We start from the raw sequence: 25,791 nt of genomic DNA on the forward strand, positions 1-25,791 counted from the left end.
AAGACACTCTCGTTCTCAAAGAAGCTTGCTAACCATATTGGAGCAATTTGGTACTTCATCCACCACTACAATGCGAGTTTACAACCCTGAATCATTACTTCTACATCTCTACCCAAACTAGTACGGGCTGCGATCGCAGCAGCAAACCCAAAATTTAGCGCTCAAAATCTAAATTTGGACAGCAGTTGATTGTGCCACTAAGTTTCCGACCTAGGCTCGATCGCTTCAGTCAATTATAATGACGATCAAAAGCAACTGCTTAGTGTTCGCTGTTTCAGAGGAAAAATGCAAATTTTTGAACCTTTAAACGGGACTGACGGGGCTCGAACCCGCAACTTCCGCCGTGACAGGGCGGTGCTCTAACCAATTGAACTACAGTCCCTTAATTGGCGCAATTCCTATAATGCCTGAATTTTTCAGAACTGTCAATCGATCGCGGCATCTTTTTGCGGAGCAGCCTGACAGACCGGACAGTAGTAGTAGCGGCGTCCGCCCGAAAATGCTTTGACGATCGCCGTTTCACAAACGAAACAGGGTTTTCCTTCGCGGTTGAAGACCCAGTGGCGATAGCTGCTGCGGTGATAGCCTCGGGCTTTGAGCGTTTCGGCAAGCTGCAAATCGTTGGTGATGCCTGCGGTGTTGTAGGACTGCCAAGGTAGAGCGATCGCGGCTTCAGAGAGTCGAGCAATTTGGTCGGGAGTGCAGTCGATCGGGCGCAGGCTCGGATGCAAACGGGCAACAAACAAAATTTCGCTGCGTAAATAGTTGCCCAATCCGCCTAAGAAGCCTTGATCGAGCAGCAGGACGAGAAAATTGCGGCGGTAGAAGCGCTTGTCGGTGAAGCGATCGATCACCTGCTCTATTGTGGTTTCGGGGTCGAGTACGTCCAAGCCGAGGCGATTGAGGAACGGGTGGAGGGCGATCGCTTCTGGGTCTAAAACTTGAATGTCTGAGGCGCTGTAGAGCAGAGCGGATTTTTTGGCGGTGTGGATGGCGAGGCGCAACTGTCGTTTGGTTTCGGGGTAGCGGTAGGCCGATCGAATTTCCCAGCGGCCATAAAGCTGATTGTGGCTGTAGATGGTCAGGTCGTTGTCGAATCGGGTGAGGAGGGCTTTGCCTTTGGGCTGGACGGCGATCACGGTTCGTCCGCTGAGCAGGGACTCGAAGGGTTTGAGGCGATCGAAGGCAAAAAATACTTCGATCGCTTGCTGGTTGACGAGGGCGCGGGCGATGCGATCGGCGGCGCGTTTGATTTCGGGACCTTCGGGCATTGGGTAGATCTTTTTAGGGTGATGTGGCTCGATTGCCTTTTGAATTACTTTTGGTTTCCGAACCATTGGAGGCTAGGGGTTTCACCCCTCCTCCAAACCTCCAACCCCACAGGGGGGGAGTGCCTTCCCCCTGACCCCCACGCAAGGGTCGATCGGTGAGAGGCGTTAGAGCGCTTCGCATCGGCTTTTCCGCCGCGTCCCTCGTCTCCGAACCTCTGCCTCCTGCTCTCTGCTTTCTACCTCCTGCCCTCAAAGAACGCCTTTGGAACTGGGGATGGTGTGGGCACGGCGCGGATCAATCTCGACGGCCATGCGGAGGGCGCGGGCGAAGGCTTTGAAGGTGGCTTCGATGATGTGGTGGGAGTTGATGCCGTCAAGCTGGCGAATGTGGAGCGTCAGTTGGGCGTGGTTGACGATCGCCACGAAAAATTCGCGCACCAGTTGGGTGTCGTAGGTGCCGACGCGATCGGTGGGAATTTGTAGGCCATAGCTGAGGTGGGGACGCCCGGAAAAGTCGAGCGTCACCTGCACCAAGGCTTCATCGAGCGGGGCGAAAAAGTGGCCGAAGCGGACGATGCCTTTGCGATCGCCCAGTGCTTTCCCCAATGCCTGACCGAGCGTAATGCCGACATCTTCGTTCGTGTGGTGGTCGTCGATCTCAATGTCGCCCACTGCCTGCACGTCCAGATCGATCAGGCCGTGTGAGGCGATTTGGTGCAGCATATGGTCGAGGAAGGGAACGCCCGTTTTGGCTTCACAGCGGCCTTGTCCGTCGAGGTTGAGGCTCACCTGCACGTCGGTTTCTGAGGTTTTGCGGCTGACGCTGGCCGTGCGCTGAAGGTCAAGGGTAGGGGGGCGATCGTGAATCTGCATAGGGCGGAGGAGATCAAATACTTCCTCATCCTACTGCTCACGCTTCACACTGCTCACGCTTCACTCTTGGGTGCGCCTCCGGTCATGCCCATAATTTCATATCCCGCATCGACATAAACCACCTGTCCGGTAATGCCGCTGGCGAGATCGCTGCACAAGAAAGCGGCGGTGTTGCCGACTTCGGTTTGCGTGACGGTGCGGCGCAAGGGCGCAACGGCTTCAACATGGTGGATCATGTCGAGAATGCCGCCGATCGCGCTGGATGCTAATGTCCGAATTGGACCTGCTGAGATCGCATTGACCCGAATATTTTGTGGCCCCAACTCGGAAGCGAGATAGCGGACGTTCATTTCTAGGGCAGCTTTGGCGATGCCCATGACGTTGTAGTTGGGAATCACCTTGACGCCGCCCAAATAGGTCATCGTGATGATGCTGCCGCCCTCGGTCATCAGCGGTTTGGCAAAGTGGCTCATTTGAATCAGCGAATAGGCGCTGACATCCAGTGCCAGGTTGAATCCCGATCGACTCGTGTTGCTAAAGTCGCCTGTCAAATCGTCGCGGTTGGCAAAGGCGAGGCAGTGAATCAAAATGTCGAGCCGTCCCCACTTGTCGCGAATCGCATCGAAGACGGCTTGGTGCTGCGCGTCGTCTTGCACGTTGCAGGGCAAAAACAAGCTGGGCGACAGCGGTTCAACCAGTTCTGCGACTTTCTTTTCCGATCGCCCCTTGTCGTCCGGCAAATAGGTGATCCCCAGATTTGCACCTGCTTTGTGAAGCTGCTGCGCGATGCCCCAGGCGATCGATCGATTGTTGGCAATGCCCGTTACCAGGGCGTTTTTTCCAGTCAGGTCTAGCATAATGTCTTTAGCTGTTGAAACGCTGCTTTGCCACTTGAGAATACTGAAAAATGGAGACCGGGGATAGGGTGTCGGGGCTTGGGGATCGCATGTCCGCAGGATGTGAGCGGTGAGATGGCAAGAGTTTGAAGCGATTTCTGGGAATTGCAAGGCGGTGCGATCGCAATTTGTGACGGTCGATACAAAAACTGCGCCCGCAGTTACGTTTTAGTGTACTAGAGTTACAAAATCGTTGCGGCAACCTGTCACTATGCCAACGATCGAAACTTGAAAACCAGCGGAGTAGAGCGGGTATGGTTGTGGTGGAAGATAGACCGCTAGCAAGTGTATTTCGGCAAATCGGCGGCGGCGCGTTTCCGCCCGTTGTCGAAACGTTCGATCGCGGCAAAACCATTTTCTTTCCCGGTGATCCGGCTGAGCGCGTTTATTTTCTGGTCAAAGGCGCAGTCAAGCTTTCGCGTGTCTACGAAGCCGGAGAAGAAATCACGGTTGCCCTCTTGCGCGAAAATTCGGTCTTTGGCGTGCTGTCGCTGATTACCGGACAGCGAGCCGATCGCTTCTATCACGCCGTTGCCTTCACTCCAGTTGAACTGCTCTCTGCTCCAATCGAGCAGGTCGAAAAAGCGCTCAAAGACAATCCCGACCTGTCGATGATTCTGCTGCAAGGTTTGTCTTCGCGAATTTTGCAGACCGAAATGATGATCGAAACCTTGGCGCATCGCGATATGGGGTCGCGCTTGGTCAGCTTCCTACTCATTCTCTGTCGCGATTTTGGCGTGCCCAGCAACGAAGGCATCACGATCGATCTGAAGCTGTCCCATCAGGCAATTGCCGAGGCGATCGGCTCCACACGAGTCACCGTAACGCGACTTTTGGGCGATCTGCGTCAGGACGAAATGATTTCAATCCACAAAAAGAAAATCACCGTCCACAATCCTGTCGCCCTCAGTCAGCAGTTCACGTAGATCTCTCAAAACATCCGATAATCGAAAGCGCTGCATATTCGATCGAACATGATGAAAGGCTTAGCGTGGCTGGCATTTGGCGGCATGACGGTGATTGGAACTCCAGCAGCGATCGCCCAGACAGAGCAGCCGCTCGGCGTGGTCTATCCGCCGGATGGTCACGAAACAACGGCAGCGCAAATTTTTCTGATCGGCACGGCTGCACCAACCGGAGAAGTCACGGTGAACGGGCAGCAAATCGATCGCTCTCCCGCCGGACATTTCGCGCCGAGCTTTCCGCTTGCGCTTGGCGAAAATACGTTTACACTGCAACACGGCTCAGAAACCGTTGTAATCCGCGTGATCCGCAATCCGAGCGAACCGCCCGCCCCGGTTGGTGTTTCTTTCGGTGAAGGATCGCTCTCGCCTGCTGTGGATATTGCCCGAATGCCCGGTGAAACCGTTTGCTTTGGGGCGATCGCGCCTCCTAACGCGACGGTTTCCGTACAGATTGCCGGAGCGCAAATTCCCTTATTGCCGCAATCGGGGGCGATCGATCTGCCGCCAAATTCCGCCGTTCTCACCAGTCAAAATCAGCCGATTTCCCTGACGGCTCAGCAATATCGCGGTTGCGCTCCACTCAATGCACCATCAGGAGCGCTGTTCTACGGCAACAATTTAGCGGCGATCGCTCCTGCCACATCCGGCGATTTGGGACAGCCCGAATTTCAATTGCGGTTGAACGGCGAAACGGTGACGCAAACCGGAACAGGTCGCGTTGAACTGCTCTCGCCTGTGAATCCACCAGTGATTGAAGTGACGGCGGCATCGGGAACAGCGCGATCGGGCGCAAGCACCGATTTTTCCCGCCTGACCCCGCTTCCGCAAGGCACCAGAGCCAGCGTGACAGGACGCGAAGGCGAATGGCTGCGCCTCGACTATGGCGCGTGGATTCGAGCCAGCGAAACCCGCACGGTGGAGAGTGCCGCCCTGCCGCGATCGATTATCCGCAGCGTCACCACTCGACAGGCAAACGGCTGGACAGAAGTGGTTTTCCCCTTGCAGGTTCCGGTTCCCGTCAGCGTCACTCAGGGCGATCGCACCTTCACCCTGACGCTGCACAACACGATCGCGCAGACCGACACGATTCGCGCCGATGCGGATGTGGTGATCGATCGACTCGACTGGCAGCAAATCGCGCCCGATCGCGTGCAGTACACTTTCAACCTCAAATCCGCTCAGCAGTGGGGCTACAAGCTGCGCTATGAAGGAACCAGCCTCATCCTCTCACTGCGGCATCCGCCCCAACCCGGAACTCGCCAACAGCCTCTTGCCGGAATGCGAATTTTGCTTGATCCCGGTCATGGTGGCCCCGAAGATTTTGGCGCACGTGGCCCCACCGGATATCCCGAAAAGGCACAAACGCTCGCGATCGCCAATCTAATTCGCCCGCGTCTGGAAGCTTTGGGCGCAACGGTCTTGATGACGCGAGAAGACGATGCCGATCTGCTTCCGCAAGACCGCGTGAACTTAATCAACGAATTGGAGCCGACGATCGCCCTCAGCCTCCACTACAACGCCCTGCCGGATGAGGGCAACGCCGAAGACACCGCAGGCATCAGCACCTTCTGGTACAACGCTCAAGCGCACGATCTGGCGCAGGTGATCCACGATCAACTGGTGCAGCGGCTCGATCGCCCTTCGTATGGCGTGTACTGGAACAATCTTGCCCTCACTCGTCCCACCGTTGCCCCCAGCGTTTTGCTCGAATTTGGCTTCATGATCAACCCGGAAGAATTCGAGTGGATCGTCGATCCGCAGCAGCAAGAACGCCTTGCCGATGCCCTCGCGCAAAGTTTGGTCGATTGGCGCAGATCGATCGAATAAAATTTGCTGTCACATAAGAGCCGCACTAGCTGCGTAAATTCGGCTTGAGCAGTTGCCCCCAAACGCGATTGTAGGGGTGAACCTGCTGCACAATCTCACCGTTGCGATACACAGGCCGCCCTTCGTTTGCCCATTGAAAAATCGAGCCTTCCAAGTTTACCGCCTGCGTGTAGCCCGCCTGCTGCAAGCGATCGACCAGTCGCGACGATCGATAGCCCACCGAACAGTAAGCCACGATCGGCGTATCGAGCGGCAAATCCAAGCTAGAAAAATCCTCGATTCTCGGATTTATTTGTCTTGCATCTAAAAGATGACTGACAGCAAATTCGGCCTCAGTTCGCACATCGAGTAAAACAGGCGGTTTCGTTTCGATTTGTTTCGCAAGTTCCTCAGTTGAAAGCTGCTTAACTTGTGGAAACTTGGTGCGAATTTGACGTTTGAGAAGTTGCCAAAAGAGCGATCGAAACACATTCGTACCGATATGATTGTTAGTGACATTCTAAAAGTCTGCGCTGAAAATTCAGCATCATTCACTAGGTAGACGGCAGCCAATCATCAACTCCTAATGTCGATCCAACGTAACGATCTATCCTTTTACGATCGCATGGCTCCGCACTGGTGGAATCGATCGGCCAAAATCTTTGCGCTCAATCATTTGAATCCGCTCCGGTTTGAGTATTTCGATCGATTCGTTCCCGATTGGCAGGGGCTGCGCGTTCTTGATGTCGGCTGCGGTGGCGGCTACACCTGTGAGTTTCTAGCGAGTCGGGGGGCGATCGTGTCAGGAATCGATCAGTCACAAGCCTGCATCAACAGCGCGATCGAACATGCGAAGCAGGATTATTCGATCGAGTATCAACAGGGATTTGCAGAGAAATTACCTTATTTGGATGACAGTTTTGATGTCGTGATTTGTGTGGATGTGTTGGAGCATGTCGATAATGTGGAAAAATCGATCGCTCAAATTCAGCGCGTCCTTAAACCCGGTGGCATCTTTTTATTTGATACGATTAATCGCACCTGGAAATCAAAAGTTGTGATGATTTGGCTGCTGGAGAATTTGCTTGGTGAAATTCCGCGTGGTGTTCATGATTGGCATCAGTTTATTTTGCCGCAAGAATTGAGGAATTATCTGGAGCGATCGCAGTTTTCAGAAATTACTTTGCACGGCTTCAACCTGTTAGGAGAAACGATTCCCGAACAAATTGAAGCCTATCGCTACTACCGCAAAACCAAAAATTTTCGCGCTTCGATCAGCGACGATCTATCTGTGATGTACATCGGTAAAGCGATTCTAAAGTAGCGCGGCTTCCGGTTCGATCGCCTCTTCTAAATCGTCCGCTTCGACGGCAAGCTGCGAGCGCAACAGTTCGCCTGTGCGGTGCAGACCTTGCGCCAGAGTGATGCCTTCTTGAGTCAGCACGCCGATCGCCTGATTGGGAGATTCGCGAGTCACGATCGGCAACTGATGCAGGCCGCGCGTTGCCATCCGTGCGATCGCCTCACTCAGCAGTTCATCGGGGTAGGCCAGCAAAATATCAGTGGTGCAAAGCTGGGCGATCGGGGTTTCCAATAGCGCTTTGGTTTCGCCTTCGGATTTGGCTCGCATCAGCAGGCGATCGACATCGTGCAGCGTCACCAGTCCGACCAGTCGATCGTCCGCCATCACAAACGCCGTGTGGCAGCGCTGTTCCACCAAGGCAGTCCCGACGCTTGCCAGCGTCGCGTCACCAGCAACTTGCAGCGGCAAAGGTTGCAGCGCAGCGGCCACCTGCAAGGGCGGCAGTTCGTCCCAAGCGGAATGCAAATCTGACCGGAGCGGCAACGGCTCAGGCGCAGGACGAGGCGGAACCGATTCACGGACAGGTTCACGAAGCTCGGCAGAATCGGATTCAGGCAGTTCTGTGGCAGGGTCGATCGCTCCGGCAGGCAAAACGACAGACTTGCTCGGCTCACTTCGTTTGACAGGCTCCAGCCATTCCACCAGCCAAACGCTCAGTCCGACCGCAGCCATCAGCGGCAGCACAATTCGATAGTCCTGCGTCAGTTCAAACAAAAGCAAAATTGCCGTCAGGGGCGCACGGACGCTGCCCGCCAGCACAGCCGCCATCCCGACCATTGCATAAGCAGGGGGTGAAGCCATGTAGGGGTGAAGCATGGGAAGCGCGATCGCCAACACCTTGCCGTAAGTCGCGCCCAATGAGGCACCGAGAAACAAAGCAGGCGCAAAAATCCCGCCGACAAAGCCGCTGCCATAGCTCACAGCCGTCATGATCAGCTTCACGACCAGCAGGGCGATTACCAACGACAGCGAAAACTGTACATCTTGCAGCATCGATTCGACCGTCTCATAGCCGACGCCCAAGATCTGCGGGAGCCACAGGGCAACGATTCCCAGGCACAAACCACCCAAGACCGGATGCAGCGGTTGGGGAATGCGAACCAGCCACGCGAACGCGGGAACTTGCCCCTGAAAGCACTGCTGCGATCGCCGCAACGCCTGCACATACAGCCGCGACACTAAACTTGCCAACACGCCCAAACCCACATACAGCGGTAGTTCCAGCAGGCTACGCACCTCGTAAGCAGGCAGGGCAAAGGCAGGCTGTGAACCCAGTCCAATCTGCGCGATCCAAGCGGCCACAACAGCAGCCAGCAGCACAACGCTGACGGCAGACGTGGCGAACGTCGTGCCCAAAACCACTTCGAGGGCGAAAAACACTCCGGCGATCGGCGCATTGAACCCCGCTGCCAATCCTGCCGCCGCGCCTGCGCCCAGCAAAAGCCGCTGCCGTTCCTGCGAAACTTGCAAAATCTGTCCCAGCAGCAGGCCGAACGTTGCGCCAATTTCCACGCTGGGTCCTTCGGGGCCGAGGGAAGCACCGCTGCCGAGCGAGATCGAGGCAGCGACCATCTTGGCGATCGGCTTGAGCGGCAAAAATTCCCGTCCGCTCTGGACGGCTTCCATCAGCGTACTCAGTCCAGGGCCAAAGTCGCGAATCCGCCAGCGCAACAGGCAAATTACCAAGCCGCCCAAAATTGGAATGAAGGCCAGCGTCCACGCGCCCCAAACGGAAAGGAAGCTCAGCACTTCCCCCAGCATCAAATTGTGAATGAGGTGAATCAGCGCTCGAAACACGACAACGCCGACGCCTGCACCTGTGCCAATTAACACAGCCAACAGCAGCACGACGGATTCGGGCGACGGTTGCAGGCGCGTGAGAAGATGCTTCAAACGTGAAGCTGGATTGCTGGGCGCAACAGGCTCAGGCGAAACCAGCCCCTTAGCGGCGGGGGTGGAAGTCATGGACGAGACCCTAGGGCAAGCGGCACGATCGCGTTCCGTAAGCTGCGCGATCGAAAGTAGCAGTGCTGTTTTCTATTGTCGGGGATACTGCCCTGGATGTTGCCACTGATTCCAGAAAAAGTGGCACGATCGACTACACCGAAGCTTCGATCGGCGCGGTCAATCGCTGCAAGGCGGCAATCAGCTTTTCGACGCTGGCCGGATCGGTATCAAACGCCGTCACAAGTCGCGCCGTTGTGGTGTTGCCTGTTTGATCAGGGTAGAAATCGGCGTAGAACTGGAAGCCTTCAGATTGCAAAGATTGAGCGATCGCAGTCGGAAACTGCACAAACACTTCATTCGCCTCAACCGGAAAACACAAGCGCACATTCGGCAATTCGGCAAATCCCTGCGCCAATCGTGCCGCCATCTGATTCGCGTGAGCGGCGTGACGCAGCCACAAATCGTTTTGCAAATAAGCTTCAAGCTGAGCCGACAAAAAGCGCATTTTCGAGAACAGATGCCCGCCCCGCTTGCGGCGATACTCAAAATCTTTTGCCAGGTCGCGATCGAAAAACACAACCGCTTCTGCGGCCATCGCGCCGTTTTTCGTCGCGCCAAACGACAACACATCCACGCCCGATCGCCAGGTAATGTCAGCCGGAGAACAGCCCAAGCTGACGATCGCATTGGCAAATCTCGCCCCGTCCATGTGCAGCTTCAGGCCGTGTGACTGCGCCACCTGTGCGATCGCCGCCACTTCCGATCGCGAATAGACGGTTCCCGCCTCGGTTGCCTGCGTAATGCTGATTGCCGCTGGCTGCACGTGATGCACCACGCCTGCTCCGGCTTTTGCCAGGACAACCGCGAGATCGTCCCCAGTGAGTTTGCCGTTGGGGGTCGATCGCGTCGCCAGCTTTGCGCCTCCGGTGAAAAATTCGGGTGCGCCGCATTCGTCCACGTGAATATGCGCGTCGCTGTGGCAGTAGATCGCGCCGTAGACCGGGGAAATGGCTGAAAGGGCGATCGCATTGGCTGCCGATCCCGTCGCAACGGGGAAAACGGCGACCGGAGTTTCAAATAAGTCGCTAAATTGCGTTTCAAGCCGCTGGGTAATTTCGTCGTTGCCGTAGGGCATGGCCGCGCCCGCATTGGCCTGTGCGATCGCCGCCAAAATTTCCGGTGCGATGCCCGTGACGTTATCACTGCAAAAATTCATGGAACTGCTTCAAGCTCCCGCTACAGGTTCTTTTCCCAGTATGAACGGTCGATCGAAATCTAGGGTTCAGCCGGAGCAGTTGCCGCTGGTTGCGGAGATTCTGCTGCACTGGGCGAGGCAGCGGGCGAACTTGGTGTAGTCGGAGCAGCTTCTGGCGCGGTTCCGGGTGAAGGCGAGGCAGTGGGAGACGGTTGACCTTGGGCGAGTTGCTGAATTTGATCTTTATATTGAGCGGGGGCGAGTGCTTCGGCTTGGTTAAAGAGCGATCGCGCCTCTTCGTTTTTGTTCTGCGCCTGCAACACCAAAGCTTTTGCTAAAACCGGACGAAAATCTTCGGCATCGCCTTTGATCGCTTCGTCGTAAACAGCGATCGCCTCGGCATCGCGCTCTTGAGTGGCATAGACGCGACCGAGCAGCAGGCGAACTGAGGTTACGTCGATGCTGCCGGGCTGAGCTTTGTTGGCGGCATCTGCCGATCGCAGCGTGTCTTGCAACAGGCCAACGGCGGCTTCGGGTCGGTCTTGCTGAAGCTGCAATTCCACAAAGCCTTGCAGCGCCCCGATATCGCCCGGACGCTTGCTGAGAATTTCCCGATAGGCTTGGGCAGCACCTTCGCGATCGCCCGACCGCAGCAGCACTTGCGCCAGCAAAATCGTGTAGCTCGAATCGGTCGGATTCAGTTCAGCCAGCTTTTTGATCGGGTCGATCGCACCTTTGAGATCGCCCATTTCGATGCGCGTATCCACCAAGCCGCGCAATAGCGTTTGATTATTTGGTTCGCGCTCTAGCGCCAGTTCATAGCCGCGTGCTTGCGTTTCAAGTTCGGCTTGGCGAGCGGCAGGACTGCTGGTGGCGGTTGGAGTGCGGCTGCTTTCGCGCCATGCTTCAACGGCGGGATAGATCGCCACGCCGATAAAGGCGAGAACGGCAACGATCAAAACACTATTGATGAGCCAGCGGTTGCGTTTATCGAATAGCACGGGCGATCGCTCCCAAATAACTGTCATCTTAACCAATGCCTATTATTAACGACATTGACTCGATCGCAAGACTCGTTTTGTAAAATTCAGCAACGCAATTCGACTGCCAATCATAAGCATTGCGTGAATTTGCCTGACGTTGAAGATCTTGTCTGTATAAACAAACTGAACCGTGATTCAGGGAAACGATGGCCGTCTTTTTATGGAGACTCGGTAAAATTCTGGCGGATGCTAACCTAGTGTGTAACCTGCGTTGGTATTCTGCTGTAAAGAGAAGCAAACAGCGTTTGCCTGTTGCGATCGAGGCCATCGCCTCAGCTTTGTCATGGTCATCTGCTTATCGCCCAGCGGTGAGTGGACAGTCTCGCTAGGAGGTTGAATGAGTTCCGCTCAGAACCAAGTTCCCCAACCCGGACGGTCGCCGTCATCTGCCGCTAGTTCGTCCTCGCAGCAGAACGATTCTAATTCTGCTGCTTCATCCGCAGACTCTTCCGTCGTTCCGAATTCGCCACCTATGATTTCGCCGCCATCACCTTCCGCCGAGCGCATTTTGTCCAACCTCGATGCGACCGCACCCCAGCCCGCACCCCCACCGACACCCATTACGCCCGCGCGATCGCCCAGTTCAACGCCCAGACAGCAGCCGATTCCGCCCGCTAGCGAACCCATGCAGTATCGCGCGATCGGGCTGATTCAAGGCCGCTATGAAGCGTCACCAGAACAGTTTACGCGCGGAATGCTGCACACCGACGACGGCACTGCGATCGACGCCGTGCTGCTCGGTCGCGTCATGAGCTTGGTGCGTAAACATATTGATCTTGAACAAAATCATTTGTGGGTGGTGTATCCCCGCACGCGCGAGAAAAGCGAGAATCTCCACATGCAGGTGGTCGGCGTGTGGGAACCCGAAAAGCTAGCGCCCGTTGAATCGGAAACGCCCGAACCCGAAGCCGCCGATGTCAATCAAGACGGCTACTTTTCAATTCGTGGCGAAGTCTTGTTCTATGCTGCCGAAAACCAGCGGCTAATCGTGAAAATTCAGCAGTCGCCGCGTCCCGGTTCGCAAGAAGGCAAAGTCTTTAAGCTCAACTTAATTGGCGAACTTCCGGGCAACAAGTCGGTCGGCTATTTCTGGGATCTGCATGTCGAGCGCAAGGACAACACGCTAGTCGTGCGCGAAGCCAACGTCATCGGCTTAGTGCCGCCCAAGAAGCGCAAAGCAGGCGATCGCAGCCAAGACCGTCGCCGCCCCACCGGAGGCGGACAACGCCGCCCCGCCGCTGGCCGCCCGCAACGTCCCGATCGTCCCGCTGCTGTGACGCCTCCTGTCCGGCGGGAACCGATCTCGAAGCCGATCAAGAAACCCAAAACTGACTCAGTTTAGGTTGGGCGATCGACAGGCCGAACGGAGTGTCTGATGGTGAGCAGGGCGATCGAGTTGATCGCCCTGCTTTTTGCCGTCATTTCTTCTGCTCGCGCATCGTTTGCACAAACTGATCGAACAGATAGTCGGCATCGTGCGGCCCCGGACTCGCTTCAGGATGGTACTGCACAGAGAACAGCGGCAGCGTTTTGTGGCGGAGTCCAGCAACGGTGCGATCGTTCAAGTTGAGATGCGTGATTTCAACATCTGCATTCGGAATTGAATCGACTGTCAGCGCGAAACCGTGATTTTGACTGGTAATTTCCACCTGTTGACTTAGGCCGCAGGGCTGATTCAGTCCGCGATGGCCGAACTTGAGCTTAAACGTTTCCGCGCCCAGCGAAAGACCGAGGATTTGATGACCCATGCAAATGCCAAACAGCGGTTTGTCGCTCGAAAGTAGAGCTTTCGTCGTTTCAATGCCGTCGATATTGGCAGCCGGATCGCCAGGGCCGTTCGACAAGAAAATGCCGTCGGGGTTGTAGCTGAGGATCGTTTCGGGCGGCGTATCGGCTGGAACAACAATCACGCGACAGCCATAGCTTGCCAAACGACGCAGAATATTGCGCTTAATGCCAAAATCGATCGCCACAACGGTCAATGGTTCTACATCAGAATCCGCGAGCGTCGGGCGATATTCCCAGGTGGAATCGGTCGGGTCTGACCATTCATAGATCGATCGCGTCGTCACTTCCCGCACCAGGTTCAATCCGGCCATGCTGGGCGCTTCTTGAACCCGCAACAGCAGTTCTGCCGGATCGAGAACTTCTGTCGAAATTGCCCCGTTCATCGCCCCGCTCGATCGCAATTTGCGCGTCAGGGCGCGCGTGTCAATGCCGTAGATACCCGGAATTTTATGCGCTTTGAGATAGTCGGGCAGCGACTGGGTCGATCGCCAGTTGCTCGGACGATGACAAATGTTGCGGGCGATCGCACCGCGCACCTGAGGAGCGATCGATTCTTCGTCGTCGGGATTCACACCCGTATTGCCCAGTTCAGGATAGGTGAAGGTGATGATCTGGCCGCGATAGCTCGGATCGGTGAGAACTTCTTGATATCCGGTCATCCCGGTATTGAAGACGACTTCACCGATCGTCGTTCCCGAAGCGCCAAACGACCAGCCTCGATAGGCTGTACCGTCTGCCAAAACCAACAAAGCAGGAGCAGAAGAAGGCAGCATGATCTTTAGAACAACTTTACGAAAAGGGCGTCCATCAACAGACAGAATAAGGGAATAATTGGATCATCCGCAGTGGGTGCGCGATCGAACCTTCAAGCATTGTGGCATCTGCTCCGGGTTTGCTTCCGTTCAATCAGAAACAATTGGGTGTCAAAGATCGGTGGTTGGATGTCGGCTTTTGCTGCCCCAACCTTGATCCTCCATCCCCAGATCCTTATTTCCCTCTTTCCATGCGTCAGTTTTCTCTTCGAGCCGTTGTGCTAACCGGATTCGCCTTATGCGGCTGTAGCACTTCAGTCACTCCGCCTGCACCGCCTGCACCAGTCGCGTCTCCGGTTGCGGCGATCGCCCCGACACCTGCTCCGGCTGCACCCACACCCACCGCACCCGATCCGTTTCAGCAAGGCTTGCGGCGAGCGATGAGTGCCGCAACGATGGCGCAGGCGGCTCAGTCGCAAGATGATTGGCGCTTGGTGGTGAGCCGCTGGCAGCAGGCGATCGACCAAATGAAAGCGATTCCAGCCGGAAATCCGCGTCGCGCCCAGGCACAAACCAAAGTGGCAGAATATCAGCGCAATTTGGCTTACGCTCAGCGGCAGGCCAATCGATCGACCGCCCTGCAAAATCCGGATGGCGTCGTGCGCGTTACAGCAGACATCATTCCCGTCGCCGCACCCGCGCCAGAACCTGCGATCGCTCCCGCACCCGCAAACACAATATTTCGAGCACCCATTCTCCGACGAGTCGGCGGCATTCCGGTAATTGCCGTCACGTTCAACGGCACTCAGCAGTATGAAATGATCGTCGATACCGGAGCGAGCGGCACGCTGATTACGGCAAACATGGCCGCCGCGCTGAATGTGGTTCCGGTCGGGCAGGCCACCGCAAGCACGGCTAGTGCCCGCAACGTCATATTTCCGCTGGGCTATGTGCAGTCGGTCGAAGTGGACGGCGCGATCGCCTCTGACATGCTGGTGGCGGTTGCTGGTCCCGAACTCGACATTGGTTTGCTAGGACATGATTTCTTTGGCAATTTTGACGTGCTCATTCGCCAAGATGTCGTGGAATTTCACCCCCGATAGAGGTGGACGGTTCGCGATCGCGCAATTGTTGTAACTTGCTACGATCGAGCCATACGAAGCCAAGGAGTTCACCGCATGGGCGTGTTTGAAGATTTCAGCAACTTCCTCGAAGCGCGACTCGAAGAATTTTTGCGCGACAATCCGGATCTTGAACTTCAAGCCTTGGCCGAAAAGTTGCGCGAACAAGAAGAAGAAACCGTCCGCCTGCTGGCCGAACTGCGCCGCCGCGAACGCCAGCTTCAAGACGAAATCCTGGCTACAGCCCAAGAAGTGCAGCGCTGGCACGTCCGCATTGACAAAGCCAAAGCAGCCGGACGCACCGATCTGGTCACGCCTGCCGAAGAACGTGAAGCCGCCCTGCTGCGTCAAGGCAACCAGCTTTGGGGACAAATGGAAGCCGTTAAAGACCGCATCAAGCAATCGATCGACCTCAACGCCCAAATTCAACTGAAGCGCAAAGAAGTCACTGCCAAAGTCGCCGAAGCTCAAGCTGCCAAAGCCAAAGCGAAAGCACAACAGGCTAGCCAAGCTTGGCAAAACACAAACTGGAACCCCACCTTCACCAATCCCACCGACCCGCTAGAGCAAACTTTTCGTCGCTGGGAAATGGATGAAGAACTCGATCAGCTCAAGCGACAAATGGGCAAGTAGGAGTGAGGAATTGAAGAAAAGCAAGCCCCCTGGATGACCCACCGATCTGACTGACAGCTTCGGATGCACCCGACCGCCAAGGTCGATCGAATTGCGGTCGCCCTAGTAGATCCTGTGTTGCATATCAAGAGTCACGGCATTGCCACGCCCCGACGACAATTTATGGCGTGCCAAATAGATTGTCGATCGAAGCGATCGACTGCGCCGACAGCTTTTTGCCCGCTGCTTCCACGTTTTCTTCAACCTGAGCAGGTTTGGTTGCGCCGATGATCACGCTGCTCAGGGCGGAATTGCGAAGACACCAAGCAAGGGCAAGCTGGCTCATGCTCAAGCCTTCGGACTGCGCGATCGATCCCAGCTTTTGCACTCGTGTAAGCTGCTCGTCATCCAGTCGCATAAACGCATTTTGACGCGGATCGCTGGCGCGAGAGCCTTCGGGCAACGCTTCACCTGGCTTGTATTTTCCGGTCAGGATGCCTTGCGCCAGAGGTGACCAGTTGATGATGCCGATGCCTTCGCGCTGACAGAGCGGCATCACTTCCGCTTCAATTTTGCGCTCCAAAATGCTGTATTGCGGCTGGTTAGAAGCGATCGGATACAGTCCGGCTACTCGCGTCAGGTCGGCAGCATGAGCAATTTGACTCGCGCTCCACTCGGACACGCCATAGTAAAGAATCTTGCCTTGCCGCACGAGATGATCGAACGCCATCAAGGTTTCGGACAGGGGCACGGTCGGATCATAGCGGTGCGCCTGATACAAATCGATGTAGTCCACACCCAACCGCTTGAGGCTGGCATCACACTGTTCGAGAATATGTTTGCGCGACAAGCCGCGATCGTTGGGTCTGTCTCCCATCGGAAAGTACACCTTGGTCGCCAGCACATAAGAATCGCGGGGATATTGGCGCAGCACTTCGCCCACAATTTTTTCTGCTGCCCCCCGCGCATACACGTTCGCGGTATCAAAAAAATTCACGCCCAAATCATACGCTTGCTCAATGCAGCTTCGGGCAGCATCTGAAGCAGTTGCGCCGCCATACGTGAGCCACGACCCTAGACAAATTTCCGAAACGCGAACGCCGTGCTTACCCAACTGCCGATATTCCATTTCCGGCTCCTTCGATCGATTGCTTCGTGAGTGTATCGATCGAGCCTGAGCGCATCCCCTAGCCTGAGATGGAATTGCTGTCAAGTTCGCGACATCAGAGCAAACTGCGATCCGGCAGGATGACGCTGAAGCAACTGCCTTTACCCAGTTGACTTTCAACGCTGACGCTGCCCTGATGCAGTTCCACAATCTGCTTGACGAGGGCGAGTCCCAATCCTGTGCCGTCGTGATGGCGCGATAGGCTGCTGTCGATTTGCACAAACGGCTGAAACAGCAAGGTTTGGTCGTCAGGTGCAATGCCAATGCCCGTATCGCTGACCGAGAAGCGAATGCTGCTTTGCGGATCGACTTTCACGCTGAGCGTTACGCGACCACCGGGAGGCGTGAATTTGACGGCGTTGCTCAAAAGATTAATCAAAACCTGGCAGATGCGGCGTTCATCCAAGACGGCGAGGCAAGAGGAAGGCGGCAGATGAGCATCGATCGCAATATTTTTTTGTTCGGCCAGCGGTTGAACAAAAGCCAAGCTGGTTTGGCACAAGCCGTAGATCGGGACGGCGGCCAATTCAAGCTCAAATCTGCCTGAGCCAATTTTGGCAAGGTCGAGGATGTCGTTGATTAAGGCGAGGAGGTGATCGCCACTGCTGGCGATCGTTTCGACAAATTGCCGCTGCCTGTCATTGAGCGAGCCAAACGTTTCTTCTTGCAGCGCTCTGGACAAGCCGAGCATGGCGCTCAGCGGCGTGCGTAACTCGTGGCTCATGTTGGCTAAAAATTCGTCTTTGAGGCGGTTGGCTCGCGCCAGTTCCAGGTTGGCAATCGCCAACGTTTCATTGGCCTGTCGCAATTTTGCTTCGGCCTGCCGCTGCACGCTCACATCGATGTTGATGCCGATCATGCGGTGCGATTCGCCTGTCTCGTTGCACTGCACGATCGCGGATGACCTGATAAAGCGGATACTGCCATCTGGCAAAACAACGCGAAATTCTGTCTCATAATCCTGTTCGTTCTGAAGCGCTTTTTGCGTGGCGGCTTCGGCCTCCGGCCAGTCGTCCGGATGAACGCGCTTGCTCCAATCTGAGAAAGTTCCGGTGAAGTTGGATCGATCGACACCATACAGTTCGCAAACGCGATCGTCCCAAATCAGCGCGTCCGCCGCAATGTCCCATTCCCAAACGCCGATCGCGCCGGATTTGAGCGCCAGCGATAAGCGATCGGACAAGTCAAGCAGTTGTTCTTCTGCCCGCTTGCGAGCCGTAATGTCGGTGAGCATTCCTAACGCACCCTGATAAATTCCTGCTGCATCAAAGATCGGCGTGGTTTCTAAAATTACCCACAGATCCGATCCGTCAGCCCGCTTGAATTTGAAGTCGTGCTGCTCTCCAATTCCCTGACGGCGGCGATCGAGATTTCTTCTGGCAATGTACTGGCCTTCGGCATCGGTGAAATCAAACATTGATTTGCCAACCATTTGAGCAACCGTTAGCCCAAGCATTTGTGCCATCCGCTCATTCACAAAGGTTGTAGTTCCCTCTGCATCAATCATCCAAATGCCTTCCCCTGCGGTTTCGACGATGCGACGATAGCGGGCTTCGCTTTCTTGCAGGGCGGTTTCGATCCGTTTGCGATCGGTAATGTCGAACAAGATGCCGTCTACCCAAAGCACCGTGCCATCCGGCGCATAGCAGCCGCTTCCATATTCAGCGACCCAGCGAACTTCGCCGTTGGCATGAACAATGCGGTACTGGTTTTGGTAGCAGCCATCGCGATCGATCGCGGCTTGGGTTTCGCTCCAAATCGGTTCAACATCGTCGGGATGAATGATGCTGCCAAAGCTGCGTTTGCCTGAAGCCGTCAGTTCGCTGGCAGAATAGCCCGTCAGTTCAAAGATGCGATCGCTCAGATAGTGCGCTGTCCAGGCTTGGTCGTTCTTGCAGCGATACACCACTCCCGGCAGATTATCAACCAGGGTGCGATAGCGCTCTTCACTTTGGCGCAGCGATCGCTCTGCGATTTTGCGATCGGTAATGTCAATGCCGATCGCCCAGCCTGCCCAGCCCGGAATTGGAAATTCTTGCGACACGTTTGACCAAAGGATTGTTCTGCGACTGCCGTCTTTGCAGGTAATGTCCCATTCCCAATCGCGAAAGTTGCCCGCGTGCTGTGTCCACTGCCGCAGCATTTGGGCGCGATAGTCCGGGTCAGGATACAGCAGTTCTAGCGAGTTGGGGTTGTGCGTAATTTCTTCGGCACTAAAACCCGTCACACGTTCACATTCGCGGTTCCACACAATCAAGTTGCCGTTAGCGTCATAGGCATCAAGCATCACGGGCATGTTTTGCACAACGAGCCGCAGCGTTTCTTCACTGTGCCGCAGGGCGGCTTCTGCCGCGATTCGATCGGTCACATCCAGCGCAATTCCAATCAAATGGGTGGCCGTTCCGTCTGCATCTTTGAGTTGCGTTTTGATGACTTCAAGCGTGTGTTCTCGTCCATCTGTCAGCACCAGCGTTTCGATCGATCGCACAGGCGTATCCGCTGCCCAACAGACCGCATCCGATTCGATGCAGGGCTGCGCTGACGCTCCCAACAGGTCTACATAATCATCCGCTGCTAAAAACGCTGCTTTGGTGACGCCGATATCTTGAGCCAGCATTTTGTTGACCAGTTGCACTTTGCGATCGCGATCGCACATCCAGATCCACAGCGGCGCATGATCAATAATGGCTCGCATTGTTTGCTGCTGCTGCTCCAGCAATAGCTCGGTTTGTTTGCGATCGCTGATGTCGGTAAACAGGCCAATGATTTGCTGAATTTGATTGTTTTCAACGATGATTTTGGTTTTGTCTTCAATCCAAACAAATCGTCCGTCTGCGGCTTGCATTCGATATTCATGCACATGATCGAGATGAGCTTCGATGCAGCTTGTGCAGTAAGCGATCGCGCGATCAAAATCATCAGGATGCACATGGGCTGACCAAAAATCCGCTTCATACCAGCGATCGCGCGGATAGCCGAGAATTCGCTCGGCCTGCTGCGACACAAACGTAAACTCAAATTCTGAACCGTGCAGTTCACCTTGCCAAACGATCGCATCGATCGAATTGACCAGCATTTGATACTGCTGCTGCGAGTGCTGCAACGCGCTTTCAATCTGCTTGAAAGAGGTGATGTCGGCAGCAATTCCGGCGATGCGATAAATTTCGCCTGCGGCATTGCGAATCGGAAACGCGCGATCGCGAATCCAGCGAATTTCACCATCAGGGCGAACAATTCGGTACTGCTCGTCATAGCCTGTCAAGACTTGCTGTTCGTAGGCTAGCCGCAGCGTGGAGCGATCGTCCGGATGAATCGTTTCCATCCACAGAAAAGGCGATGCATAGAGCGCATCGCAGGGATAGCCCCAGATTTGCTCGAACATCGGGCTGATGTAGATCACTTCGTTGCTAGTCGGAGTGCTCATCCAAACGACATCTTGAATGCTTTCGGCAAGCTGTCGGAAGCGTTCTTCGCTTTGTTGCAGCGCGAGTTCAGCCCGTTTGCGCTCGGTGATGTCGATCGAATTGCCAACAACACCCTGCACTTGTCCCTGCGGATCAACAAACGGCTTTAGTGTCACTTGATACCAGCGGTCTTGCCCCTGCACAGTGGAGATGCAGTCTTGTTTGACCAAAGGCTGTTTGGTCTGCATGACCTGACAATCTTCCACCTCAAACTGTCTGCGCTGGGCAGAACTCAGATGCGAAGCGAATTCGGTGATTCGTTTGCCGAGAACATCTTCGACCGTCGTGCCGTATAGCTCAGCCGTTGCCAAATTCGCAACCTGCAAAATACCCTGCGTATCTTTGACAAAAATGCAGCCTGGGACAAAATTAATCACCCGCTGAAGAAAATCTTTTTGAGCTTGCAGTTCAAGCTGTGCCTGCTGGCGATCGACTTCGAGCCGTTTGCGATCGGTGATGTCCGTACTCACACCGACGACGCGCCAGCAGTCCGCTGCGTCGTCGCGTCGAGCCGTGTAAACAGCAGAAATCCAGCGGATCGAGCCATCCAAATGATGAAAGCGATATTCGATCGTCGTGGTTTCTTCGGTAAACATCCGATCGATCGCAGGCAGAATGAGCAACTGCATATCTTCGGGAACGACTCGCGCCGACCACAAGGACGGATCAGCCGAAACTTCGGCAGGGGTGTAGCCAAACACGACTTCGCACCCGATCGAAATCGTGTCGTATTTCCAGGTGCGATCGGCAAACAAAAAGCAGCTAAAAATCGACGTGGTGATCGCGCCGTTCAAAACATCTTGCAGTTTCGCTTCGCTCTGCTGAAGCTGTTGGGTGCGATCGATCACTTTCGCTTCGAGTGCATCATTGAGTTGTTCCAGCGCAGTCGTTGCACGTTGTCGTTCCAGTTCAATAGCGGCACGAGTTGCAAACACGCGCAAAATTTCTTCTGTCCGCTGCGACGGCTCAATCGGTTTTGTGTCAATCAAGCACAGTTCACCGATCGTGTGTCCCTGCGCGTTTTTGAGCGCGATGCCCAAATAGCTTTCCGCCTGCATTTCGACCAAATCAAGATCTGCGGGAAACGCCGCCTGCACGTTTGCCGAACAGCAAAAAAAACCTTGAGCGATCGTGATTTCGCAAGGCGTATTTTGCACCGGATAGCTGAGATTTGGATGCAGTTCGCCCTGTGCCCAAAATGCCAAGGTCTCCAGGGTTGGAGCGCGATAGTGTTGTGGAACGCCGCGATCGATCAGTTTTGAGACGGCGACAAAAGCCACATCCAGCGCAGCGGCGATATGCTGCGTTAGGGCGGAAAAAAAATCTTCGCTCGTGACGATGGCCGTTCCCGCAATCAAGCTTTGCAGTTGCGCTTCAAGCTGAGCGATCGCGTCAGCCTGTTGCTGTTCAATCTGCTTGCAGTCCGTGATTTCAACCGCGATTCCCGTTGCGATCCAGCCGTCTGCGCTGTGGCGAAAGGTGAGGTTTTCCCGCAGCCAGCGCACGCTGCCATCGGCATGATGCACACGATAGTCTCGCGTCATCGATGAACCGTTGGCTTGCAGCGATCGATCAATTGCCGTTTGATTTGCCGTTTGATGAGCGAGCCAATCTGCCGGATGCAGCCGCGATCGCCACAGCGCTTGATCGGCAATGAGTTCGTCTGCGCTGTATCCGTAAATCGGGGCACAGGCAGGTGAAAGAGCGCTGACCTGCCAGCAATCGGAATGGGAGTTTGGCGATCGCCCAGCCTTGATTTGATAGGTGGAAATGAGGGCGATCGACTGGTTGAAAAGTTCGTTCAGCATTGCTTCGCAGTCGGCAGGGGCAGAAAGCTTCATGAACAATGCTCAACTTAAAATTGACGGGATTGATCCGAATTATCTAACGCTATTTTACTTTCAGGTTTAGTAAATTCTTTGAGAGAGTATGTAATTTTTAATACGTTAAGCCGACCAACCTCAAATCATCGAATTCGATCGCACTCTTGTAGCCATGTATTCACAGCTTGCCAGTTCCGATTGCAAGCGTTCGCTTGTTCCTTTTGAGTTTGCCCACTCACAGCTTGCTATTCACAGGCTCAAAAGACAACCATGCAGGAGCAAGTTTGGCACATGAAAATTAGAGCATGTTTTCAAGAGCTATGATCCTCGTCCGACTAAATGCTAAATAATATTAACGTGGAAATTTTCGATCGCCTTAGTTCCGTCTACAAGAACTACACTTCAAACTCAAAGCAGTGTAGTTCTTGTAGCGGCACAGGCGCAGCAAGACAAGCGATAGGTCAGAAACGAGTTCCGGCGCGATCGCCCTAAAAGTCGCCCGCATATAATTCAGCCGTGCCGACGAATACAGGCGGTTCAGCTTCCTCCAGCATTTGCCAGAGTTCTTGCAGCAGCGTATCCAGTCCGGTTTGAGCAACGGCAGAAATCGCGAAGACCGAGGCAGACGTGATCGATCGCAATTCTGCGCTGAGAGCGGCGATCGTGTCAGGATCGATCGCGTCGATTTTGTTGAGCGCGACGATTTGGGGGCGATCGATCAAGCCACGTCCATAAGCTTCGAGTTCAGATTGAATGGTGTGATAGGCGGCGATCGGGTCGTCTTGCGTTGCATCGATCAGATGCAGCAGCAGGCGCGTCCGCTCAATGTGCCGCAAAAAGTCGTGTCCCAATCCGGTTCCTTGATGGGCGCCTTCGATCAATCCGGGAATATCAGCGAAAACCGTGCCGTCTCCTGTCGGCTTGCGGACGACGCCCAAATTGGGGATCAGCGTGGTGAACGGATAGTCGGCCACTTTAGGACGGGCAGCAGACAAAGCGGAAATCAACGTTGACTTTCCGGCGTTGGGCAAGCCAATGATGCCGACTTCTGCTAGCAGCTTGAGTTCGAGCCGCAAGAGCCGATGTTCTCCGGGCAATCCGGGCAGCGCATGTTCCGGAGCGCGATTGCGGTTGCTCAAGAAATGCTTGTTGCCCAAGCCGCCTTTGCCGCCTTGCGCCACGACGAGCCGCTGACCCGATCGCGTCAAATCGCCCAAAATCTCGTCGGTTTCGGCATCATAAACGACGGTGCCGCAGGGCACTTGCACGAGGCGATCGCGTCCTGCTGCTCCGGTCATGTTTTTGGGGCCACCGCGATCGCCATCTTCGGCCTTGAAGATGTGGGCATAGCGAAAGTCGAGCAGCGTTTGCAGATTTTCTGCCGCTTCTAAAATGACGGAGCCACCGTTGCCGCCATTGCCGCCCGCAGGTCCGCCCGCAGGCACATATTTTTCGCGCCGAAAGGCCACCATGCCATCGCCGCCTTTTCCGGCTTGCACTTCAATTTCGGCCTGATCGATAAACTGCATGAATTTTTCGTGAAATCTTATCTTGATCCTAGGCGATCGTACGGATTCTCAACCTCCCTTACAGATCAAAGCTTTCTCCGGCTAATTTCGCCCGCCAACGGGGAATTTACCGAGCAGCTTTGTGAAGTTACGGCAAAGAAGGAGTTATGAAAAGATTATGTTTAGATTTGCTACGTTAAGCTGTTGCAACTTGAAACGCCAAAAGGCTCATTCCATCGATTGAGACTGCTTGTCCAAATTTTTAGCTCACAGCTTTCACGGGGGTTGATGTTATGCAAAGCAAAAAAGCAACAGTTTTAGCAATGCTCAACTTGAGTCACTGGGGAGTTGTTCTTCTCTTTTTGCTGCTTGCTACAGATGTTGGATTTATTGCTTTGCATCTGATTCACGCTCACACTTCCCTGCTGACGCTAGATAAAATGATTCCGGCTAGCGTTTTTTCGCTGGAAACAGACCGGGGATATGCTGAACTGTTTCAGTACATCAAGCAATATTGGATTGTGCTGCTTTTGGGTTTGTTTGCTCTCCGAAATCGATCGCTGCTGTATCTAAGCTGGTCGCTGCTGTTTGCATTTTTACTGCTGGATGATGCGGCGGAACTGCATGAAAAACTTGGATTTTCGATCGGTCAAAAGTTCGCGTTTGGCAGTTTGTTTGGACTGCGACCCACTGATTTTGGCGAACTTTGCGTTGCTGCAACAGCCGGAGTTTGCTTTTTTGCGGCGATCGCAACCACGCATCGTCGTAGCGATCGCGCTGCTCGCAAAGTTTCTAAAACATTAGCAATGCTGCTGTTGGCGCTGGTCTTTTTTGGCATTGGAATCGACATGCTGCACGTTGTGCTGATGTTCACTTCTCTCAATTCACTGCTGATTGTGCTGGAAGACGGCGGCGAACTGATCGTGATGAGCATCATTACTAGCTTTGTCCTTTCCCAAGCGCTGCTTCGCAAAGCCGAAACGCTTGTGCCCGCACGCGAGTTGGTTCGCCCCTTCTAGCTTGAAAGTTGCATCTGAGGCAGTTTGGTGGCGCGATCGCCCTCAAGCATATCGCCCTCAAACATTACGAAGCGTGGAGATAATGGCGATCGCCCTCCACAAAGCCAAATCAAATCTTTAAGATCAAAATCACCCCCGACTCGATCTTGCTTCATGTTTCCTTCTGTTCGCTGCCCCTCCTGCTCTCGATCGCTAGGGCAGATCAACACTGACGGTCAGTTGCAGATCGACTGTCCGGCTTGCCGTCGCAGCTATGGCATCGTTTACGGTAAAGTTTCCGGGCGGGCTTCTCGCTGGGAGGCCGTTCTGTATCTAACGGCAAAGCTGCCCAGCCTCTACAAGCGGCGCTATGAACTGCGAATCACCACGCCCGGACGCGACCTGAAAGTGCTGAAATTTTCGACTTTGGGACGGGGCGATCGCGTCCCCGTCCGGCTGGGCGATCGAATTTCGCTGCTGTATGCGATGCGCGGCAGCATGATGAAAAAGCTGATTTCGGTCAGCAATCACACCGTTGGCAAAACCTATCGTCTGCCACGACCGATTCCCACAACGGGCACGACATTTCGGGCGTTGAGCGTGCTATCGATTGCTTTGTTTTTCTGTGTGCGCTTTTCCGGCTACGGCTTTTGGCTGACAACGGCATTGGGCGGAATTGCCTTTTTGGTTGCGACTCGCGTTATGGACAACGCCGAACTGAGCACGCCGGAATTGCAGCCGCACGATCGCCAAGAAGCCCGACTGATCGAGGAGCGCAATTTGCTCGGTCAAAAGCTGCTGATTCAAGAGCGGGTGGAAGCTTTGCGGCAGGAAGGCCAGGAAAATCAATCGCTGATCAAGCAGTTGCGATCGCTCCAGGAAAAGATGCGTCGCTTTGATTCGCAAATTTATGCGACGCGAATTCAGCGGATCGATCGCGCCGTTGTGCTGTTGCAGCAGCGGACGCAGCACGATCGCGATTTGGTCGAACAGTATGAGCAGACCAGCCGCATGATCGAAATTGAACTGGAAACGTCCTATCTGGCCGATCAGCTACCGGACGCACACGACTTTACGGGCACAATTCTCACCAAAATTTCGGAACTACGATCGATCGAAGAGCGCAATCGCCATTTTCGCCAGGAACTCGAAGCGAATGAAGAAGTCCGCCGCCTCAGTTTGGGTTAGCAGTGGCGAT

At 54.7% G+C, this 25,791-nt stretch carries 20 protein-coding genes, 1 tRNA gene and 1 pseudogene; 9 read left to right on the forward strand and 13 right to left on the reverse strand.

The annotated features are described in order from the left end of the window. Window positions 1-90: pseudogene (locus H6F67_RS05610) on the forward strand (IS1 family transposase); the annotation flags it as partial. A gap of 218 nt (window positions 91-308) precedes the next feature. Here H6F67_RS05610 and H6F67_RS05615 read toward each other — a convergent pair. The 4 genes from H6F67_RS05615 to fabI form a co-directional block, all read right to left on the reverse strand. Beyond that, window positions 309-382 (reverse strand) — tRNA-Asp (locus H6F67_RS05615). Window positions 383-425: 43 nt separating this feature from the next. After that, complete coding sequence (nei, locus tag H6F67_RS05620; RefSeq protein WP_190764193.1) at window positions 426-1,271, reverse strand: endonuclease VIII; 846 nt, start codon at window positions 1,269-1,271, stop codon at window positions 426-428. 249 nt (window positions 1,272-1,520) lie between these two features. Beyond that, complete coding sequence (gene hisB, locus H6F67_RS05625; protein ID WP_190764195.1) at window positions 1,521-2,144, reverse strand: imidazoleglycerol-phosphate dehydratase HisB; 624 nt, start codon at window positions 2,142-2,144, stop codon at window positions 1,521-1,523. A 53-nt stretch (window positions 2,145-2,197) separates the two neighbouring features. Then, window positions 2,198-3,001 carry an enoyl-ACP reductase FabI gene (gene fabI, locus H6F67_RS05630; protein WP_190764197.1) on the reverse strand — a complete coding sequence of 268 codons (804 nt, stop codon included), beginning with the start codon at window positions 2,999-3,001 and terminating at the stop codon, window positions 2,198-2,200. 293 nt (window positions 3,002-3,294) lie between these two features. Between fabI and ntcA the strand changes: the two genes are divergently transcribed. Beyond that, window positions 3,295-3,966: a global nitrogen regulator NtcA gene (gene ntcA, locus H6F67_RS05635; protein WP_190764199.1), complete on the forward strand. Its 672-nt coding sequence runs from the start codon at window positions 3,295-3,297 to the stop codon at window positions 3,964-3,966. 48 nt (window positions 3,967-4,014) lie between these two features. Next, window positions 4,015-5,832, forward strand: coding sequence for an N-acetylmuramoyl-L-alanine amidase (locus H6F67_RS05640; RefSeq protein WP_190764201.1), 1,818 nt, complete (start codon window positions 4,015-4,017; stop codon window positions 5,830-5,832). Window positions 5,833-5,857: 25 nt separating this feature from the next. Here H6F67_RS05640 and H6F67_RS05645 read toward each other — a convergent pair whose 3' ends face one another. Beyond that, window positions 5,858-6,301: a rhodanese-like domain-containing protein gene (locus H6F67_RS05645; RefSeq protein WP_190764203.1), complete on the reverse strand. Its 444-nt coding sequence runs from the start codon at window positions 6,299-6,301 to the stop codon at window positions 5,858-5,860. A gap of 96 nt (window positions 6,302-6,397) precedes the next feature. On the opposite strand from H6F67_RS05645, the gene ubiG reads away from it, so the two are divergent. Then, window positions 6,398-7,135 carry a bifunctional 2-polyprenyl-6-hydroxyphenol methylase/3-demethylubiquinol 3-O-methyltransferase UbiG gene (ubiG, locus tag H6F67_RS05650; RefSeq protein ID WP_242020520.1) on the forward strand — a complete coding sequence of 246 codons (738 nt, stop codon included), beginning with the start codon at window positions 6,398-6,400 and terminating at the stop codon, window positions 7,133-7,135. Here ubiG and H6F67_RS05655 read toward each other — a convergent pair. From H6F67_RS05655 to H6F67_RS05665, 3 genes are all read right to left on the reverse strand, one after another. Beyond that, window positions 7,127-9,139 carry a chloride channel protein gene (locus tag H6F67_RS05655; RefSeq protein ID WP_190764205.1) on the reverse strand — a complete coding sequence of 671 codons (2,013 nt, stop codon included), beginning with the start codon at window positions 9,137-9,139 and terminating at the stop codon, window positions 7,127-7,129. The genes ubiG and H6F67_RS05655 overlap by 9 nt on opposite strands. A gap of 133 nt (window positions 9,140-9,272) precedes the next feature. Beyond that, on the reverse strand, window positions 9,273-10,337 hold the full coding sequence (locus tag H6F67_RS05660; protein WP_190764207.1) for a low specificity L-threonine aldolase: 1,065 nt from the start codon (window positions 10,335-10,337) through the stop codon (window positions 9,273-9,275). A 59-nt stretch (window positions 10,338-10,396) separates the two neighbouring features. Beyond that, entirely contained in the window at window positions 10,397-11,344 is a 948-nt protein-coding gene (locus tag H6F67_RS05665) for a lipopolysaccharide assembly protein LapB (RefSeq protein ID WP_190764209.1), read from the reverse strand. A gap of 352 nt (window positions 11,345-11,696) precedes the next feature. Here H6F67_RS05665 and H6F67_RS05670 point away from each other — a divergent pair, with 352 nt between their 5' ends. Continuing rightward, window positions 11,697-12,701 (forward strand): hypothetical protein, encoded by a 1,005-nt coding sequence (locus H6F67_RS05670; protein ID WP_190764211.1) that lies wholly within the window; start codon window positions 11,697-11,699, stop codon window positions 12,699-12,701. A 76-nt stretch (window positions 12,702-12,777) separates the two neighbouring features. Here H6F67_RS05670 and carA read toward each other — a convergent pair whose 3' ends face one another. Further along, entirely contained in the window at window positions 12,778-13,920 is a 1,143-nt protein-coding gene (gene carA / locus H6F67_RS05675) for a glutamine-hydrolyzing carbamoyl-phosphate synthase small subunit (protein WP_190764219.1), read from the reverse strand. Window positions 13,921-14,150: 230 nt separating this feature from the next. On the opposite strand from carA, the gene H6F67_RS05680 reads away from it, so the two are divergent. Further along, window positions 14,151-15,002, forward strand: coding sequence for a TIGR02281 family clan AA aspartic protease (locus H6F67_RS05680; RefSeq protein ID WP_190764221.1), 852 nt, complete (start codon window positions 14,151-14,153; stop codon window positions 15,000-15,002). Between the two features lie 75 nt (window positions 15,003-15,077). Further along, window positions 15,078-15,653 carry a TIGR04376 family protein gene (locus H6F67_RS05685; RefSeq protein WP_190764223.1) on the forward strand — a complete coding sequence of 192 codons (576 nt, stop codon included), beginning with the start codon at window positions 15,078-15,080 and terminating at the stop codon, window positions 15,651-15,653. Between the two features lie 160 nt (window positions 15,654-15,813). Here H6F67_RS05685 and H6F67_RS05690 read toward each other — a convergent pair whose 3' ends face one another. The 3 genes from H6F67_RS05690 to obgE all read right to left on the reverse strand — a co-directional run bounded on the left by H6F67_RS05690 (window position 15,814) and on the right by obgE (window position 23,616). Further along, window positions 15,814-16,761 (reverse strand): aldo/keto reductase family protein, encoded by a 948-nt coding sequence (locus tag H6F67_RS05690; RefSeq protein ID WP_190764225.1) that lies wholly within the window; start codon window positions 16,759-16,761, stop codon window positions 15,814-15,816. A 94-nt stretch (window positions 16,762-16,855) separates the two neighbouring features. Continuing rightward, window positions 16,856-22,105 (reverse strand): PAS domain S-box protein, encoded by a 5,250-nt coding sequence (locus H6F67_RS05695; RefSeq protein ID WP_190764227.1) that lies wholly within the window; start codon window positions 22,103-22,105, stop codon window positions 16,856-16,858. 470 nt (window positions 22,106-22,575) lie between these two features. Further along, window positions 22,576-23,616, reverse strand: coding sequence for a GTPase ObgE (gene obgE / locus H6F67_RS05700; protein WP_190764229.1), 1,041 nt, complete (start codon window positions 23,614-23,616; stop codon window positions 22,576-22,578). Window positions 23,617-23,888: 272 nt separating this feature from the next. Here obgE and H6F67_RS05705 point away from each other — a divergent pair, with 272 nt between their 5' ends. Continuing rightward, complete coding sequence (locus tag H6F67_RS05705) at window positions 23,889-24,614, forward strand: hypothetical protein (RefSeq protein ID WP_190764231.1); 726 nt, start codon at window positions 23,889-23,891, stop codon at window positions 24,612-24,614. Here H6F67_RS05705 and H6F67_RS05710 read toward each other — a convergent pair. Next, the gene (locus tag H6F67_RS05710; protein WP_190764234.1) at window positions 24,611-24,769 is read right to left on the reverse strand and encodes a hypothetical protein; all 159 of its coding nucleotides are present in this window, start codon (window positions 24,767-24,769) and stop codon (window positions 24,611-24,613) included. The two genes, H6F67_RS05705 and H6F67_RS05710, sit on opposite strands and share 4 nt — an antisense overlap. Here H6F67_RS05710 and H6F67_RS05715 point away from each other — a divergent pair. Next, entirely contained in the window at window positions 24,768-25,781 is a 1,014-nt protein-coding gene (locus H6F67_RS05715; RefSeq protein ID WP_190764235.1) for a hypothetical protein, read from the forward strand. The two genes, H6F67_RS05710 and H6F67_RS05715, sit on opposite strands and share 2 nt — an antisense overlap. The last annotated feature ends 10 nt before the right edge of the window (window positions 25,782-25,791 follow it).

Origin of the sequence: Microcoleus sp. FACHB-1515 (assembly GCF_014696105.1) — a bacterium.
Lineage (GTDB): Bacteria > Cyanobacteriota > Cyanobacteriia > Elainellales > Elainellaceae > JAAUTJ01.